This is a genomic window from Nicoliella sp. ESL1106 (assembly GCF_058509965.1).
In genome coordinates, this window is the sequence record NZ_CP196340.1 from 1,157,135 (window position 1) to 1,173,845 (window position 16,711).

General features: G+C 40.0%; 17 protein-coding genes. 2 read left to right on the forward strand and 15 right to left on the reverse strand.

The window, feature by feature from the left end; translation table 11 throughout:
- Positions 1–41: 41 nt before the first annotated feature.
- The 4 genes from glnA to ACSVI6_RS04880 form a co-directional block, all read right to left on the reverse strand.
- Positions 42–1,385, reverse strand: a complete 1,344-nt coding sequence (glnA, locus tag ACSVI6_RS04865; RefSeq protein ID WP_491716348.1) for a type I glutamate--ammonia ligase — start codon at positions 1,383–1,385, stop codon at positions 42–44.
- A 33-nt stretch (positions 1,386–1,418) separates the two neighbouring features.
- Positions 1,419–1,799, reverse strand: coding sequence for a MerR family transcriptional regulator (locus tag ACSVI6_RS04870; protein WP_491716349.1), 381 nt, complete (start codon positions 1,797–1,799; stop codon positions 1,419–1,421).
- An 87-nt stretch (positions 1,800–1,886) separates the two neighbouring features.
- Positions 1,887–2,807 (reverse strand): tRNA (adenosine(37)-N6)-dimethylallyltransferase MiaA, encoded by a 921-nt coding sequence (gene miaA, locus ACSVI6_RS04875; RefSeq protein ID WP_491720568.1) that lies wholly within the window; start codon positions 2,805–2,807, stop codon positions 1,887–1,889.
- Positions 2,808–3,542 carry a glycerophosphodiester phosphodiesterase family protein gene (locus ACSVI6_RS04880; RefSeq protein ID WP_491720569.1) on the reverse strand — a complete coding sequence of 245 codons (735 nt, stop codon included), beginning with the start codon at positions 3,540–3,542 and terminating at the stop codon, positions 2,808–2,810. It lies immediately after the preceding gene.
- Between the two features lie 113 nt (positions 3,543–3,655).
- On the opposite strand from ACSVI6_RS04880, the gene ACSVI6_RS04885 reads away from it, so the two are divergent.
- Positions 3,656–3,832: a DUF3042 family protein gene (locus ACSVI6_RS04885; protein WP_491716352.1), complete on the forward strand. Its 177-nt coding sequence runs from the start codon at positions 3,656–3,658 to the stop codon at positions 3,830–3,832.
- Positions 3,833–3,869: 37 nt separating this feature from the next.
- On the opposite strand, the gene ACSVI6_RS04890 is transcribed toward ACSVI6_RS04885, so the two are convergent.
- From ACSVI6_RS04890 to ACSVI6_RS04920, 7 genes are all read right to left on the reverse strand, one after another.
- Positions 3,870–4,265, reverse strand: a complete 396-nt coding sequence (locus ACSVI6_RS04890; protein ID WP_491716353.1) for a rhodanese-like domain-containing protein — start codon at positions 4,263–4,265, stop codon at positions 3,870–3,872.
- A 28-nt stretch (positions 4,266–4,293) separates the two neighbouring features.
- Positions 4,294–5,271 carry an ROK family glucokinase gene (locus tag ACSVI6_RS04895; protein WP_491716354.1) on the reverse strand — a complete coding sequence of 326 codons (978 nt, stop codon included), beginning with the start codon at positions 5,269–5,271 and terminating at the stop codon, positions 4,294–4,296.
- 2 nt (positions 5,272–5,273) lie between these two features.
- Positions 5,274–5,501 carry a YqgQ family protein gene (locus ACSVI6_RS04900; RefSeq protein ID WP_491716355.1) on the reverse strand — a complete coding sequence of 76 codons (228 nt, stop codon included), beginning with the start codon at positions 5,499–5,501 and terminating at the stop codon, positions 5,274–5,276.
- 34 nt (positions 5,502–5,535) lie between these two features.
- Positions 5,536–6,150: a rhomboid family intramembrane serine protease gene (locus ACSVI6_RS04905; protein WP_491717299.1), complete on the reverse strand. Its 615-nt coding sequence runs from the start codon at positions 6,148–6,150 to the stop codon at positions 5,536–5,538.
- A 75-nt stretch (positions 6,151–6,225) separates the two neighbouring features.
- Complete coding sequence (locus ACSVI6_RS04910) at positions 6,226–6,750, reverse strand: 5-formyltetrahydrofolate cyclo-ligase (protein ID WP_491716356.1); 525 nt, start codon at positions 6,748–6,750, stop codon at positions 6,226–6,228.
- Positions 6,751–6,797: 47 nt separating this feature from the next.
- Positions 6,798–6,947 carry a 50S ribosomal protein L33 gene (gene rpmG, locus ACSVI6_RS04915; RefSeq protein WP_219054531.1) on the reverse strand — a complete coding sequence of 50 codons (150 nt, stop codon included), beginning with the start codon at positions 6,945–6,947 and terminating at the stop codon, positions 6,798–6,800.
- A 128-nt stretch (positions 6,948–7,075) separates the two neighbouring features.
- Positions 7,076–9,136, reverse strand: a complete 2,061-nt coding sequence (locus ACSVI6_RS04920) for a peptidoglycan D,D-transpeptidase FtsI family protein (protein WP_491716357.1) — start codon at positions 9,134–9,136, stop codon at positions 7,076–7,078.
- 124 nt (positions 9,137–9,260) lie between these two features.
- Here ACSVI6_RS04920 and ACSVI6_RS04925 point away from each other — a divergent pair, with 124 nt between their 5' ends.
- On the forward strand, positions 9,261–11,879 hold the full coding sequence (locus tag ACSVI6_RS04925; RefSeq protein ID WP_491720570.1) for a YfhO family protein: 2,619 nt from the start codon (positions 9,261–9,263) through the stop codon (positions 11,877–11,879).
- Between the two features lie 51 nt (positions 11,880–11,930).
- Here ACSVI6_RS04925 and greA read toward each other — a convergent pair whose 3' ends face one another.
- The 4 genes from greA to pheT are packed head-to-tail and all read right to left on the reverse strand — an operon-like array spanning position 11,931 to position 16,709.
- A complete protein-coding gene (gene greA, locus ACSVI6_RS04930; protein ID WP_491716359.1) occupies positions 11,931–12,407 on the reverse strand; it encodes a transcription elongation factor GreA in 477 nt (158 codons plus the stop codon).
- Between the two features lie 23 nt (positions 12,408–12,430).
- Positions 12,431–13,105, reverse strand: a complete 675-nt coding sequence (udk, locus tag ACSVI6_RS04935; protein ID WP_491716360.1) for a uridine kinase — start codon at positions 13,103–13,105, stop codon at positions 12,431–12,433.
- 15 nt (positions 13,106–13,120) lie between these two features.
- Positions 13,121–14,251, reverse strand: a complete 1,131-nt coding sequence (gene mltG, locus ACSVI6_RS04940; RefSeq protein ID WP_491720571.1) for an endolytic transglycosylase MltG — start codon at positions 14,249–14,251, stop codon at positions 13,121–13,123.
- A 43-nt stretch (positions 14,252–14,294) separates the two neighbouring features.
- Positions 14,295–16,709, reverse strand: a complete 2,415-nt coding sequence (gene pheT, locus ACSVI6_RS04945) for a phenylalanine--tRNA ligase subunit beta (protein WP_491720572.1) — start codon at positions 16,707–16,709, stop codon at positions 14,295–14,297.
- Positions 16,710–16,711: the final 2 nt, after the last annotated feature.

The following is a 16,711-nucleotide window of genomic DNA, read 5'->3' on the forward strand; positions in this document are numbered from 1 at the left end:
TGGAATAAAACCATAGTCTCATCGATAAATTAATTTTTATTTTAATAGTGTTCCATGTATTGCTTACGTTCCCATTCAGAAACTTGAATCTTGTATGCGTCATATTCAAGGTGCTTAGCAGTCGTGAAGCCCTTGATCAAACGTTCGCCAAGTGCGTTCTTAATAACGTCGTCCTTAGCTAATTCATTCAAAGCATCCTTTAATGTTTCTGGAAGACTTTCGATATCGTTATCAGATCTTTCTTCTGAATCCATCTTGTAGATATTACGGCTAGTTTCAGGCATTGGCTTGATCTTGTTCTTTAATCCATCTAAACCAGCTTCTAGTAGCACTGCAATGAACATGTATGGATTAGCAGTAGGATCACCACTCCGTAGTTCCAAACGAGTCCCCATTCCACGAGAAGCAGGGATCCGAACAAGTGGTGAACGGTTTGAAGCAGACCATGCAATGTAAACAGGAGCTTCATAACCAGGTACTAAACGCTTGTATGAGTTAACGGTTGGATCACCAATTGCAGCAATGGCCTTGGCATGCTTCAATAATCCACCCAAGAAGTAATAAGCAGTTTCTGATAATTCTAATTCACCATTTTTGTCAAAGAAGGTGTTACCATCTTCGTTAAATAATGACATGTTCATATGCATCCCTGAACCATTAATTCCACTAAGTGGCTTTGGCATAAAGGTTGCATATAAACCATGCTTCTTAGCAATCGTCTTAACCACGATCTTAAAGTTTTGGATATTATCTGCAGTTTCTAACGCATTTGCGTATTTGAAATCAACTTCATGTTGACCTGGAGCAACTTCGTGATGGGCAGCTTCAACATCAAAGCCCATCTTTTCCAATGTAAGCACAATTTCACGACGACAATCTTCACCTTGATCCATTGGAGCACGGTCAAAGTAACTACCTGAATCATTCAGCTTTGTAGTAGGATTGCCATTTTCATCCATCTTGAACAAGAAGAATTCTGGTTCTGGTCCAATGTTAAATGATGAAAAACCAGCCTTTTTCATGTCTGATAAGACCCGAACAAGGTTATTTCTAGGGTCCCCTTCAAAGTATTCTCCGTTTGGCTTTCTAACTGAACAAATCACTCCAGCAATCTTGCCATGTTCTTCACTCCATGGGAATGTCATCCAAGTAGAAAGGTCTGGGAATAGGTACATATCACTTTCTTCAATTCTAACGAATCCTTCAATTGAAGAACCATCGAACATAATCTTATCATCCAATAATTCATCTAATTGACTAATTGGTAATTCGACGTTCTTAACAGTTCCGAATAGGTCGGTAAACATTAATCTTAAAAAGTTAACGTTATCTTCCTTAACCATTCGTCTGATGTCATCTTTTGTGTAATCATGCTTAGTTGCCATAAATAAATCGCTCCTCACGTTGGAAATCAATTTTTACATCGGATTGTTAAAAGGGTTACCATTATCAGCTAGTCCACCGAGATTTAAAAACTCCTTATGCAATAAACGCCTTGCTTCATCATCTGAAATCGACTTCGATAATGATTCTTGTTCCTGCTTGCGTTTAGCCTCTCGTTTGGCAAAGACCGCTTGAATATCCGCAATGTTAAACCCTTCTCCTAAGAAGTCCTTAATCTCCAAGATTCGATCGATATCATTTAGAGAATACATGCGACGGTTCCCCTCGTTACGCTTGGGTAATACCAATCCCTGTTCCTCATAATATCTAATTTGTCTTGCAGTCAAGTCGGTTAATTTCATTACAGTTCCAATCGGCAATACCGATAATGAACGGCGTAGTTCTTTTTCGCTCATAACGTTTCCCTCCAACATCTATAATCATATCATCTTTTTTCCATCCGTCAAGGATTTATGTTACTTTTTATAACATCAGAACCCGTTTTATTTATTTAACCACGTTTGAACGGTTTCTTCAACCATTTTTAATGTCGTCGGGTGTTGTAATAAGTTAAACCACTTAACATTCATTTTATTCCGAAACCAGGTTAGTTGTCGTTTGGCATAGTGTCTTGAATCCTGTTTTATTTTAGCAACTGCGACGTCTCGTTCAATGGCTCCACTTAAGTATGGATACAGTTCTCGATAACCAATCCCCTTTCCAGCAGGTAAATCGGTTCCACCTTGTGCCAATAGCCACTGGGCTTCATCGAGCAATCCGTCTTGTAACATCAAATCAACGCGTTGGTTAATCCGCTCATAGACTAACGCACGTTCTGCATTCAATCCGATCAAAAGCGAGTCATATTGATTCGATGCCAATTGGGGTTGTTCAGAGAATCGGTGCCCCGTCTTTTGGTAAACCTCTAATGCCCGAATTACCCTGCGAACGTTGTTAACTGGAATTTGCGTTGCAGCAACGGGATCAACTTGCTTTAAACGTTGCCACATTGCGTAGTTACCAATCGACTGCGCCCGAGCTTTTAATTCAGTTCTGAGCTTTCGATCGGCTTCATCATCGCCCCCCAAAGCGAGGTTATCCAAGAGGGCCTGCAAATAAAAGCCAGTCCCGCCAACAATAATTGGTAACCGTCCCCGTGCGCTAATGTCATCGATCCAATGGGTCGCATCTGCAACAAAATCAGCAGCTGAGTAGCGTTCGTTAACATCTTTGATATCGATTAAATGATGGGTAACACCATTCATTTCCTGAGGCGTCACCTTAGCCGTTCCAATATCTAAATGACGATAAACCTGCATCGAATCTCCTGAAATAATCTCGCCATTGAATTGCTTTGCTAATTGAATGGATAATGCTGTTTTACCAACCGCAGTTGGCCCTACGATTCCTAATACCTTTTGCAATTAAATATCCCCTTGAATTTTTTTGCGCATTTGCAACGCTAGCCGCGGATAATCAGTGATCAATCCGTGATAGTGACGATGCAAACAAAATGCGATTTCGAACTTTTGGTTGACGGTCCACGGTCTGAAGTAACGATGGAAACTAAAAATGGGGTGGGCCATCAATATCCTAACTTCTGGATGAAAATTATGAATTAATTTTTGTTTAAATAGATGCCGCATCGAACGGTAATGATAAATCATCAGTCCCGCAGTTTCGACCTGCGGAGCTAGTCGAGCCATCTGCTCCGTAGTCGCCAGGTTAAAGCTAGAGTAAATCAAACTAAAATCATAATCATGGGTCGCAAAGTAGTTAGCAACTAATTCCTCAATCCCTTGATAATGAATATGATCAGTTTTAATTTCTAGGTTCAAGGCCCCCGTAAAATGATTTTGCACCAAGCATTGGACCATTTCATCCAATGTCGGAATCCTCTGCTTGCCTAATTTCGGATGGGTTTGATTAGCATTTAGCTGTTTTAATTCTGCCAAAGTAAAGTCCTTAACTAAACCATGCCCATTAGTGGTTCTTTGAACATCCTCATCATGAATAATAACTAACTGCCGATCCTTTGTTAAATGAACATCAGTTTCAATTCCATCTACGCCCATTTGAATCGCCATTTCAAATGCTACCAAGGTGTTTTCCGGTGCATCATGTTTAGCGCCACGGTGTGCAAAAATCATTGTTTTCATAATTAACAGCATCCTTTGCCTTAAATATTAAAATTCTTATCCATCATACTGGATAAATTACTATAAATAAAGCATAATATAATTGAAAGTAAATCTAAAGAGGAGGCTTTATTATGCGCAATTTCAGTAAAGGATTTTTAGCTGGCGTATTCGCAACTGTCGGTTGTGTTGCAGGTGCAATGTTTTCATTCAAAAAAGCAGTCGTTGATCCAATCGAAGATCAAGAAGCTAAGTATGAAGAAAACAGAAAGCGTTCATTAAGAAAGAGCCGTTCTGCACACCAAGGCTAAATCAATAATAACTAAAAAAAGAGGTGCTTATATTAAACTAAGCATCTCTTTTTTTAGTCTTGCCATTCCAATTTCGATAACCATTTTTTAAGACGTAGATCTGACGATACCCCTTTTTATGCAAAAGCAGTGCCGCGCGTGTACTAATGGTTTGCCCTTGATCATATAAAATGACTGGTAAATCAGGCCGAATATCGCCATAAAATTGACGAATAGTAGAATACGGAATACTCCGTGCTCCCAAGATATGGCCAGCGTTAAAATCACGTTTTTCACGCAGATCAACAATTTGGGCGCGTCGTTTTAACGCGTTAAATTGGGTTTCATCAATTACATTTGCGACTTGTTTTAGTCGGTAACGATTAATGAGAAACCATGCCCCCCAAACGGCTAAAATAACAATAAGCGTAATGAAAAATGTTAAGCCTGACAAAATTTAATCAGTCCCCTCATGCAAAAAATTATTTGCTACTTCCAAATGCCTTTTCAGCTAATTCGGCAGCTCCCATTACCCCTGCATCGTTCCCTAATTGGGCTAAACGAATGCGAGTAGAGTCACGAACTGGCTTAAATGCATTTTCTTGGAAGTATCTAGTCGTTGGTTGTAAGAGGGTATTTCCAGCGTTAGAAACCCCTCCACCAATCACGATACTTCCTGGGTTAAAGATGTTTCCGATGTTTCCTAATGCAAGTCCTAAGTATGAACAAACTTGATCTACGACTTGGTTAGCTAAAATGTCACCATTATCTGCTAAGTAGAAAATGATCTTAGAAGTAATTTCTTCGCGGGCATCTTCTAATTCCTTTAACCGAGAAGTCCCAGTAAAGTTAGCAGCTAAGTCCTTGGCAACGTGAACGATCCCAGTAGCAGAAGCGTATTGTTCTAGACAACCACGCTTTCCACAAGTACATAGGTAACCGTTTTGAACTACGGTAATGTGACCAATTTCACCAGCAGCACCGTTGATTCCGTGAACTAATTCACCATCAACGATAACTCCACCACCGACTCCGGTTCCTAAGGTAACGAAGACAACATCGCTTTCCTTACTTCCGGCCCCGCGCCATGATTCACCTAATGATGCAGCGTTGGCATCGTTATCAGCAACGAATGGAAGGCCAACACCCTTTTCAATTTGTTCCTTAATTGGTTGTGGAGTGGTCCAATTGAGGTTATATGCCCCTGTAACAGTTCCCTTTTCACGGTTTACAGTTCCTGGGGTCCCCATTCCAATTCCAATGAAATCACTTTTAACGTGGTTAGCATTATCCATGGTTTCATTGATTGACTTAATAATATTTGGAACGATGTGACTACCATTTTCACTAACGTCAGTATCAATTTTCCACTTGTCCAAAATTTGACCGTCAGTAGTTAAAAAAGCCATCTTGGTAGTAGTCCCACCTAAGTCAATTCCAATTAATTTATTTGCTGCCATTACTAAATTCCTCCTAAATCGTGTTTCCGCGCTTCTTTTCGTTCTTCAATCCTATGTTCATGATTCAGAACTAATTTTGCGTTGATAAAAGATTTGTCAGAAATAACGTGAGCCTCGTGTAAATGATCCAATTCGAGGGCCATTACTTCGATATCCCACAGTCGTTTTCCAACATAAACATAAATTCCAAATTGTTTTAGTAATTGTTGAACATCATACAACGTTTTCATTGTCCCACATCCTAAAGTAAAATGCACTAATAATTTAGTACTTTCCAACATATCCGACATAGAATAAGGCTACTGCGATGATAACTAGTGTGATTGTAGCTAAAATCTGCTTAGGTAATGAAATAAAGCGCTTTCTTGGTAGCCCAACAAAATAGGCGGATAGGAACCCACCTACTAAACCACCAATGTGCCCTGCGATATCGATGCTGGATGAAAAAAGATTAAATCCTAAGTTCAACAAAATAAAGAAAATAAATGATCTCGTCATTTGCTTAATATATGGATTTTCCCAAAAGACTTCTCCAATCATCAAAAAGGAGCCGAACAATCCAAAGATCGCAGTACTAGCCCCTGCGGACAGCCCATCATTAAATGCAAAACTAGCTAAATTACCAACAATTCCTGAGATAAAGAAAATCAAAGCGAACCGAGTGTGGCCAAATAACGTTTCTAGTTGAGTTCCCATATAGTATAACGTAATTCCGTTAAATAAAATATGGGTAATGCTCAGGTGAATAAAGATCGGGGTTACTAATCGCCAGAGCTGACCATCAATAATCAACGGATTATATTTAGCCCCGAAGCGAACTAGATTAGCAACATCGGCAGTTCCACCATCCAGACTCATCACTATGAACACCAATCCCATTATCCCTAATAGTGTATAGGTAACGAACGGTTTCGAATTGATTTGTGCTCCCCTATTTTTCAAAAATGCACCCCATTAGCTAATAATTGTTTTTACCCTTATATCATACTTGTTTACGTCCCAATTGGGAACCGCACACAATTGAGCAGGTAAAGCTAAGCTAATCGTATTGCCTAAATAATCAGCCAAGTAACGATCGTAAAATCCGCCCCCAAAGCCAAGTCGGTCATGGGTCTGGGTGGCAAACGAGAGCCCTGGTACAATGATCAGGTCAATCAAATGCTTTTCGATCACCAGTCCATTCGTTGGTTCCATAATCCCGAACTTCGTTTTAAACAGTTTTGTCGTGGCATCATAAGTAACAAATTCCATTTGAAAGTCGGGTAGCGTGCGCGGTACTACGACGCGTTTACCAGCCTTTAAAGCTTGTGCAATGATTGGAGCGGTATCAAGCTCAATCGCAGAACTAAGCGTAATTGCGACTGTCTTAGCAGATTGCCAATCTGGATGCGTAAATAGCTGTTGATATAAATTTTGATCTACATGCTGTGTGTTTTTTAAAGCCGCTATAATTTGATTTCTAAGTGCTTTTTTATTCATTTTAATTATCCTAGATAATAAAAAAGGTTTGGGTTAACCCCCAAGCCTTATTTTGTTTCACGGTGTAAAGTAACTTTACGGTCACGTGGACAATACTTCTTTAGTTCTAGACGATCGGGGTTGTTCCGACGGTTCTTGCTAGATAAGTAGTTACGTTCGTGACATTCAGTACATTCTAAGGTAATGTGTACGCGCATTATTATCCCCCCAAACATTAATTAGTTTTTTAATTGAGTTTAACAACTATTGACTAAATCATTCTATCATTTTTTCAGTCATTTTGCTAGTAATTTCAAAAAGATTGTTAAGGAAAATTACTTAACAGTTAATTTGCATTGCTCAATGTCGAAGTTGATTGGACATATTTCCAGTAAGCAGCGTAAATTTCCTTCGCCAAATTAGTGTTATTGTCTTCTGCATCGGTTGGCAAGTTCGGAATTGCTAGGGCCACCACCACTTGTGGATCTGATGAAGGGGCATACGAACCTAAACTCAGTGTAACCGTTTCGTTACCGTGTTTACCACCATAGTAAGTTTGCGCAGTCCCCGTCTTAGCTGATACGGATGGCTTGATCGTATTTAAGTTAATTCCAGTCTTGTACTCATTAGTCCCATGGACAACATCATAGAATCCATCGGTAACGACCTTCTTTTGGGCCTGCGTCATGTTGATTTCGTTCAAGACCTTTGGTTCGAATGAATACTTCACCCGTCCTAGCTTACCACTCGCAGTCGTTCCTCGAATCGATTGGACGATATGAGGTTGTAGGCGATAGCCACCATTTGCAATCGTCGAAATATATTGTGCAATCTGTAAAGTAGTGTATGCATCATAGTTCCCAAATGAAAGGTCTAAGGCATGCCCGATATTAGCAGCGCCACCTAGCCCTTGAATTCCGGCTGATTCTCCAGGAATATCAATTCCCGTTTTCACACCGAGACCAAATTGATTAAAGTAACCACGCATCGTATTAAAGACGTCTGGGTTCATGGTCAACGGACCACCTTCGACATACTTAAAGTGGCCTTCCTTCATGGCTAATTGCATCATATAGGAGTTAGATGAAACTTCCAAAGCGGTCGAAGCATCGATATTCATGTTCGCTTCACCATTTTTATTAAACCAAGAAGTCTTCTTAGTTCCACCAGTGATAATTGGTTTTTCAGTCAAAATATCGTTCGTCGGTGTAATCACACCATCCATCAACGCTCCTGACACGGTTGCTCCCTTTACCACGGACCCCATAACGATGGAGTTATTAATCGCCCCTAGTTCATTGGAAGTGACCTTACCAGTCTTTGGATCGCGATTGACACCGGCCATCCCGATGATCGCACCTGTATGGGGATTCATTACCACGGCATAAGCACCAGTTGAATCACCAACACTACCACTTTCAGCATCGCGCACTAAACTTTGCAATTTGTTTTGGAACTTATTATTGATGGTCAACTGCAGGTTATCACCCTTTTGTCCACCATACTTTTTAATTTCTTTGGTCACACTAGTGCCCCTTGTTACTTCCACTTGGGTCTGGGCCTTCGTTCCCATTAACGTTGGTTCATACAACTGTTCCAAATAACTTTGTCCAACGCTATCATTTCTAGAGTATCCTTCAGAAAGCAATTCATTGATCCGATCACTAGGCAAACCGACCTTTTCAGATGACACCGTTCCGATGATACTTTGAATGGCACTGCCCTGTGGATATTCACGTGACCAACTCGTCCCAATTTGAATCCCAGGCATTTCGGAGATGTGCTCACCGACTTCAGCCACTTCCTTGTTACTTACGTTATTGGTCTTAATGTAAGTCGTTGAAAGTTGATAAGCCCCGTTCATCTTGGTATAAATCGTTGCTGGATTCTCCATTTTACTATTTAAATCAACGTTTTTTAAAACGTAGTCGACTTCTTTTTCAGTCAAATTATCAGTCGTGTAATTACCATTGAGCTTATTTTTAACGTTTTCAGCGTTAGTAGGATTGGCAATATAGTAATTCGCCATTTGCCGTTTGGTTAAGGTATCGGTCGGTACGGTAATGTATTGACTTAATGCATTTGCAATTTCATACATTTTAGATGGTAAAACATTGATCCCCTTAGTGTATGTAATCGCGCGGTGTGTATTATTACCAACTAATAACTGTCCCGTCGAATCATAAATCATCCCCCGTTGGACATTATCAGTTTTGATCGTCGTATCTGAACGATTAACTTCAGCCTTGTATTGATTCCCATCGATCACTTGCAAATACGCTAATTTACCAATTAACGCAGCAAACAAGATTCCAACGATTACGAATATAAAATTCAATCGGAATGAAATCTTGGATTCACCATCTTTTTTATGGTGACTAAAAAGGCCCTTAAAAAAATTATTCAAAACAATTAAATCCCCTTACGCATTTCATAATTATTCCTATAATGATATTTTATTTACTTCTGATTGATTGTACAATAAAATTATTGCTTTTTTAACTTATTTTATATTTGAGGTGCGAAATTTAATGAAACGCTTTTGTAAAACTTATTGGTTCTTATTTCTCAGTTTTTTAATTCCATTTGTTATTATGGCATGTTACTTCGCTTATCGCAACATGGCGCCATTTGGTGACCAAAGTATTTTAACTGTCGATATGGGCCAACAATACGTCGATTTTTATGCCTATTTTAAGCACGCCATCATCTCAGACCCGACCAGCATCTTTTATTCATTCTCTAAAGCTCTCGGGGGTGAAATGGTCGGTTTATGGGCTTATTACTTAACTAGTCCCATTAACTTAATATTATTATTGTTCCCGTTAAAAAACCTCGCAAGCGGCATTTTATTGGTCACCTTAATCAAATACGGATTGTCAGGACTGAGCTTTGGTTATCTCGTTTTCAAAAAAACCGCTACTTCAAAGATTTTAATCCCAGGTTGGGCAACCGTATACGCACTGAACGGCTGGATCATCGCTAACCAACTTAACTTAATCTGGTTAGACGCAATGTATATGTTACCATTGATCGTCTTAGGAATTGAACTACTCATCGATGAACAAAAGTGGAAAACATACCTATTTAGTTTAGCAGCAATGCTCATCATTAACTACTATATGGCCTACATGATCTGTATTTTTTCAATTTTGTATTTTGCATACTATTCAATAACCAAATGGCATTCAAAACGCCAATTTATTGGCAATACAATTCGGTATGCAATCAGTTCCTTACTTGCGGGAGGACTGGCCGCCTGTTTATTAATGCCGACTTTTGCGGCCCTGTTAATCAGTAAGGCGAGTTACACGGTCACCAAATTCAAATGGCAGTTTGAATACGCTCCACTCAAGATGCTAGCTAAGTTCTTTAACGGCGCATTTAACTTTAACCAGATGCCGAACGGAACGCCGAACGTCTTTGTCGGTAGCGTTGCCATTATCGGATTCGTTTCATTTTTCTTTATCAATCGATTCAAACTTCGCCAAAGAATCGCTGCTGGAATGATCACTGGGTTTTTAGTTATCTCGATGATGTTCCAGCCACTCGATTTGTTCTGGCATGCAATGCAATTCCCAATCTGGTATCCATACCGCTTTTCATTTATCTTTTGTTTTTGGTTGGTCTGGATCGCTTGTCAAGCGCTTAATCAAATCGACTTCCTTCGCGAATGGGCCAAAGTAGTGGTAATTGCAATCATTGCTAGTGGGATCCTTTACATTACGTTCAATTTTAAGACCTTCAATAATTTCTTAACGGTAGAAAACGTTTCCATCGGGATTATCCTGATGATTGCAGCCACCCTATTGATATTTTGGGTGCGCAACAATAATTACTTTCCAGTCGCTATCATTATCCTGATCTGCGGAGAAATGGGTTATAACGTCTTTAGTTCATTGAACAATATTTCATACGTTACCAATTCCAATTACGTTGATTACACCAGCAACTTAAAACGGCCGGTCGATCAAATCAAGGATAATGACGATTCATTTTACCGTATCGGCAAAACATTTTACCGAACTAAGGATGATCCATTCGAGGTCAGCTATAATGGTGGTGACCATTTCTCCTCTACTTTCGAACGGGCCACGCCCCAGTTCATGGAAAACATTGGTCAACCAGATGGGGATGGCTTTACCGAATATTCGAACGGAACCGTGCTATCAGATTCACTGCTCTCAATGAAATATTGGCTCAATGCCGATAATCCCAGCTCTGATCAATATTTACAGCCACTTACGACTCGACCAGACTTGAATCGTTACCACCTTTTGCGAACTAGGGATCACGTGCAAACGTATGAAAACCAAGAAGCCCTCCCGATCGCTTTTGCAAGTAACAAACAGGTCTTCCAAAGTAATCTAGCGACTGATCCGACCCGTTATCAATCAAATATCATAAATAATATGATGGGTAACGATACCAATGATCGCCTATTTACAGCCATCAATTTTGATAGTTCAATCTTTAGAAACGTTCCACACCAATCCAATTTGACAGGGACGTTTATTCAAAAACAAGATCTATTAAAACCAGCCAGCATGATGCTGACGTTTACACCAAAGACTAATGACTCGTACTACCTAACGTTCGGCAGTTCAATCAACTTCGGTAGTTCTCAAGATAGCCAAAACGTGAAGGTCTATCGCAATGGATTGGTTTTAAATCAATACCCTACTTTTCGTAATACCGTGATTGCAAACGTAGCCTCAAATGACAAGGGTAAACCGATCACGATCAATATTGAATTATTGAAAACGAATTTATTATTGCAAAACTTTACGCTCTACCAATTCAACAACCAAGCCTTCGAAAAACAAGTAAATCAATTAAAACAACACGCCGCCAAGATCACCGCATTTAACAGCCGCATGTTCAAGGGGCAGATCGAGATCACAAAGAATCAACAAGCCCTAACAACAACGATTCCTTATTCGAAGGGCTGGCGATTGCTAGTGAACGGCAAACCACATCCAATTAAGAAGTGGTCGAATATGTTCATTGGGGCCCAGCTCAAACCAGGGAAGTATGATTTCGAACTATCATATTGGCCACCATTACTCACTCCAGGATTGATCATATCAGCCGTCTCTCTGATTATCATCGGTGGATTAATAATCATCAAACGCAAACCAAAAGCATAAAAAAAACGAGTTCAGCAAACTGAACTCGTTTTTTTTACGCTTATCTAAGCATTACTCAACCTTAGTGATCTTAACGGTCATATCACCGGCAGGAATTTTAATGGTCACAACATCATTGACCCGATTGCCTAATAGGGCCTTTGCAATTGGCGAATCGTTAGAAATCTTTCCTTCCAGTGGATCTGATTCAGCAGCTCCCACGATTTGGTAAGTTTCTGCATCACCATCTGGTTGTTCAACAAAGGTAACCTTTTTCCCAACGTTCACGATGTCAGAATCAGTATCTGCATTATCAACCACTTCTGAATATTGAAGCATGTGTTCAATGGTCGAAATACGCCCCTCTAGCATACTTTGTTCATTCTTAGCGGATTCGTATTCGGAGTTTTCTGATAAATCACCATAACTCCGTGCAATCTTAATTCTTTCAATAATTTGGGGCCGTTGATTCAAGCGAAGATCGTCTAATTCCTTTTCGAGGTTCGCTTTCCCCTCAGCAGTCATTGGAAATTTTTCATCAGCTGGCATTTAAATCATCCTTTCAAGTTTAATTAAATTGATGTGTCAATGTTATTTTCAACACGATGATCACCGTGTTGAATTAAAATGGACTTAATTTTAGTGGTTAATAAATCAATTGCCACTTCGTTCTTTCCACCTTCAGGAATAATGATATCTGCATTCCGTTTAGTTGGTTCGATAAATTCATGATACATTGGACGAACCGTATCCAAATATTGCTGGATTACTTCATCCACCGTCCGTCCCCGTTCTTGGGTATCACGTCTAATTCTTCTGATCAGTCGAATATCATCATCAGTATCAACGAACACCTTGATGTCCATTAGGTCACGAAGTCTTTTATCATCCAAAACTAAAATTCCCTCTAAGATGATAACATCCATTGGGTCTTGATGCACAGTTTCGGTACTTCTTGTTAAATGGGTGTAATCATAGACTGGCTTTTCAATGGATTTATAATCCAGTAGTTGATTGATTTGTTCAATCAATAAATCAGTATCAAAAGCTAATGGATGGTCATAATTGGTTAATTCACGCTGTGCCATCGTTTTATGTGATTGATCCTTATAATAAGCATCTTGTTGTAAAATCATTAGCGAATTGCCTAGTAAGTGGTTAAAAATGGCCCGACTAACAGTTGTCTTACCACTTCCGGAACCACCAGTAACACCAATTACAACCGGCCGTTTTCTTTTTTCTGTCATAATTATAAATCTCCCCTAGTCATCTTGCTTCGTCGTGTCTTTACTAATGCTTTTTAGTGAACTGATCTGATTTTGAGAATAAAAGACGCGCTTATTGCTCTGATCATTTAAATAATACAAATAACCCTTTGATTGTTCCTTGGGATTTAATGCCGCAAGGATAAAGTTTAAACTGGGGTTATTGACCGGACCTGGTCCGAACCCAGTGTAAATCGAAAGGTTATATTCTGATTTTACCAGATAATCGCTTTTGGTCAATTTATGCAAATAATTATTCGAAGCATATGCTACCGCAATTGAAGAATTCAAAGGTAATCCAGCATTGATTTTATTATATAAAACTCCAGCAATAATTGCACCGTTTTTAGTATTAACATTTTCCCCCTGTACTAGTGAGGCAATCGTCAATAGCTGTTGAACGGTTAAATTCTTTTTCTTGATTTGATTATAGTATGGTTTTAATTCCGCATCGGACTTAGCAACCATCTGGGTAACTAATTGCTTCAAATTACTGGTGCCATTCGCACTATAAGTAGCAGGGTATAAATACCCTTCTAATTGATAGCGTAAATCCTTACTCTTAGTCTGTGAAGATAGCAGTTTTGGATAACGTTTAGCAAGTTCCTTAACAAAGCTTTTATCATTGACTAAACTAAGGAATTCGTTACGACTGTAATTAGTTCGTTGGGCCACCGTATCGGCAATCGTCGATATATTGTCACCCTCTTTGATCACTACCTTACCACGTAACGCCCGAATGGATTCAGCAGAGCCACCCTTTTTTAAAAGACTCGCAATTTGGTGCAAGCTCATTGAGGGTGAAAATTCATAGTACCCGGAACGAAAATTATTAATATTATGGGCTTTTACATAATAATTAAATACGATCCCGCTTTTCACGATCCCTTGATCTTGCAAAATCGAACCAATTTTTTTATCCGAGGCCCCCATTGGAATATTGACCTCAGTTGTTTGGTGATTGTTTGGATTCAAAGGCTTTAAAGATGTTTTAATGTAATTATGCCCCAAAAATACAATGAATATGAATAAAATGATTAAAATCGAAACGATCCAAAGAATGATCTTTTTACCAAATTTAGCAACTTCCTGCGGATCTTGATCAGAATCAGAATGATGTTCGCTCAATTAATCCGCCCCCAATCGTTTTGAACATTTGAGCGGGTTCAAATTAACGAATTGTGACATCAAATTCATTTTGCAGTGCCTTTGTAACCTTTTCAAATGCTTTATTAACATCATCATCAACCATTGTATCATGCTTATTTTGATAGGTAAGTGAATATGCAACTGATTTTTTACCAGCTGGAATCCCCTTGCCTTCGAAAATATCAAAGAGGTGGACGTCAGTTAAAAATGCGCCCCCCCGTTTCTTGATGACGGATACGATCTGTTGGTTCGTAACCGATTGATCAACTAGCATTGCGATATCACGACTAACTGAAGGATATTTAGAAATGGCTGTTGATTGTTGGTCTTGTTTAGGCATATCAATTAGCTGTTGTAGATCAAATTCAAATCCATAGGTCGCCTTGATCTTGTATTGCTTAGCGACACTCGGATGAATCTGGCCCACAAACCCTACAAAGTGTCCGTGGACATAAACGTTAGCTGTCCGCCCTGGGTGCATATCTGAATATTGATCGGTAGCCTTATACTCAACATCCCCAGCAACGTTCAATTCAGCTAACAATAAATCGACAATTCCCTTAATTTGATAGAAGTCGGTCTCAGTCGACTTGTGATCCCAAGCACTAGGGGTCAAAGAACCCGTAATTACCCCGGCAACGTGTTCCACTTCAATTGGCCGTGATTGTGATTCTTCATCCTTATAAAAAACGCGTCCTTGTTCATATAAAGCTACATCGTTGACGCTGCGGGCTTGATTATATGCAATATCATCCAATAACCCACTTAAGAGGTTCATCCGAAGGGTCGTATGATCGCTACTCATTGGGAAACTTAGGTTCGTAGCAAAACTTGGCCGCATCATAAATGAATCTGCCTTATCAGCGGAAGTTAACGCATATGAAATCGCATGGGTCAATCCAGCGCCCTCTAAAACGTTGCGCGTTTTTCTAATTAGCGCTTGTTTAGGCGTTAGGCGCCCAACCGTCGTCCGACTAAGTGGCAATGTACTAGGGATGTTATCGTAGCCATAAATTCTTGCGACTTCTTCGAACAGGTCAGCTGGGATACTGATGTCCCAACGTCTCACTGGGACGGTCACGGTATATTCACCACTATTTTCCACAACTGAAAAGCCTAACCGTTCAAAGATTGCAGTGATTTGAGCAATGCTTAGTTCAGTTCCTAATACCTGATTGATCCGCGCAGCAGTGGTTTTAACCACGCGTGGTTGGGCATGGTCATCGCTGGCCGTTACCATTCCATTTTCAACGACCGCGTTCCCATCAGTACTAATCAACTCAGCAGCGGCATTCAAAGCTTCTTGAACACTACCATGATCAACACCTCTTTCAAAGCGTTGGGAAGCATCGGTATGAATCAAATGACGTTGTGCAGTCTTTCTGACCTTAACTGGATCAAAAGTAGCACTTTCTAACACAACGGTCTTGGTATCAGCAGTCACTTGGCTATCAAAACCACCCATTACTCCAGCTAACGCCACTGGTTGCTTAGCATCTGCCACCACGATGTCATCTGCCACCAATTCATTATCATTTTCATTTAGGGTCTTTAATTGTTCCCCGTCCTTGGCGTGCCGAACGACCAACTGATGATCCACGAGTTGATCGTAATCATAAGCATGCATCGGTTGTCCATACTTGAGCATGATGTAATTAGTAGCATCAACAACGTTATTAATTGGTTTAATTCCAGCATTCCAAAGCCGAATCTGCAACCAGAGGGGACTACTTTGAACCTTGACGTTCGATAATACCCGTACATTAAAGTTCGGTGCGATGGAATCATCAGCAGTAGCACTAATCAGATCGCTAGTTTTATTGCTACCAGTTTCCTTTAAATCAGGATGGTCTAATTTCAGTGGTAAATCATAGATCGCTGCTAGTTCATGGGCCGTGCCGTAAATGCTCAACATATCTCCACGGTTAGGGGTAACGTCTAGGTCGATCAATTCATCGTCCATCCCGATGTATGGATAAACATCATCGCCCACCTTAGCATCTGATGGCAGGAAGTAAATTCCTTCTGACCATTCCTTTGGGACCACATCCTTAGCAAAACCAATTTCATCTAACGCACAAAGCATCCCGTTGGAAACTACGCCCCGCATTTTACTACGTTTGATTTTTAAGTTATCGCCAACCCTAGCGCCTACTTCAGCGACGATCACCTTTTTATCAACTTGAACGTTCGGTGCTCCACACACGATTTGAATCGGTTCATCTTCACCGACGTCAACTTGGCAAATATGCAGGTGATCTGAATCGGGATGGTCTTCCATTGAAACGACCTTCCCAACTACTAATTTTTTAAGCCCATCAGCTGGACGCACTACGCCATCAACTTCAACGGCCGTTCTTTCGATCTTTTCGGCTAATTTATCGACAGGGACGTTCAAGTCCAGGTATTCTTTTAGCCATTTATAAGAAACAAGCATGT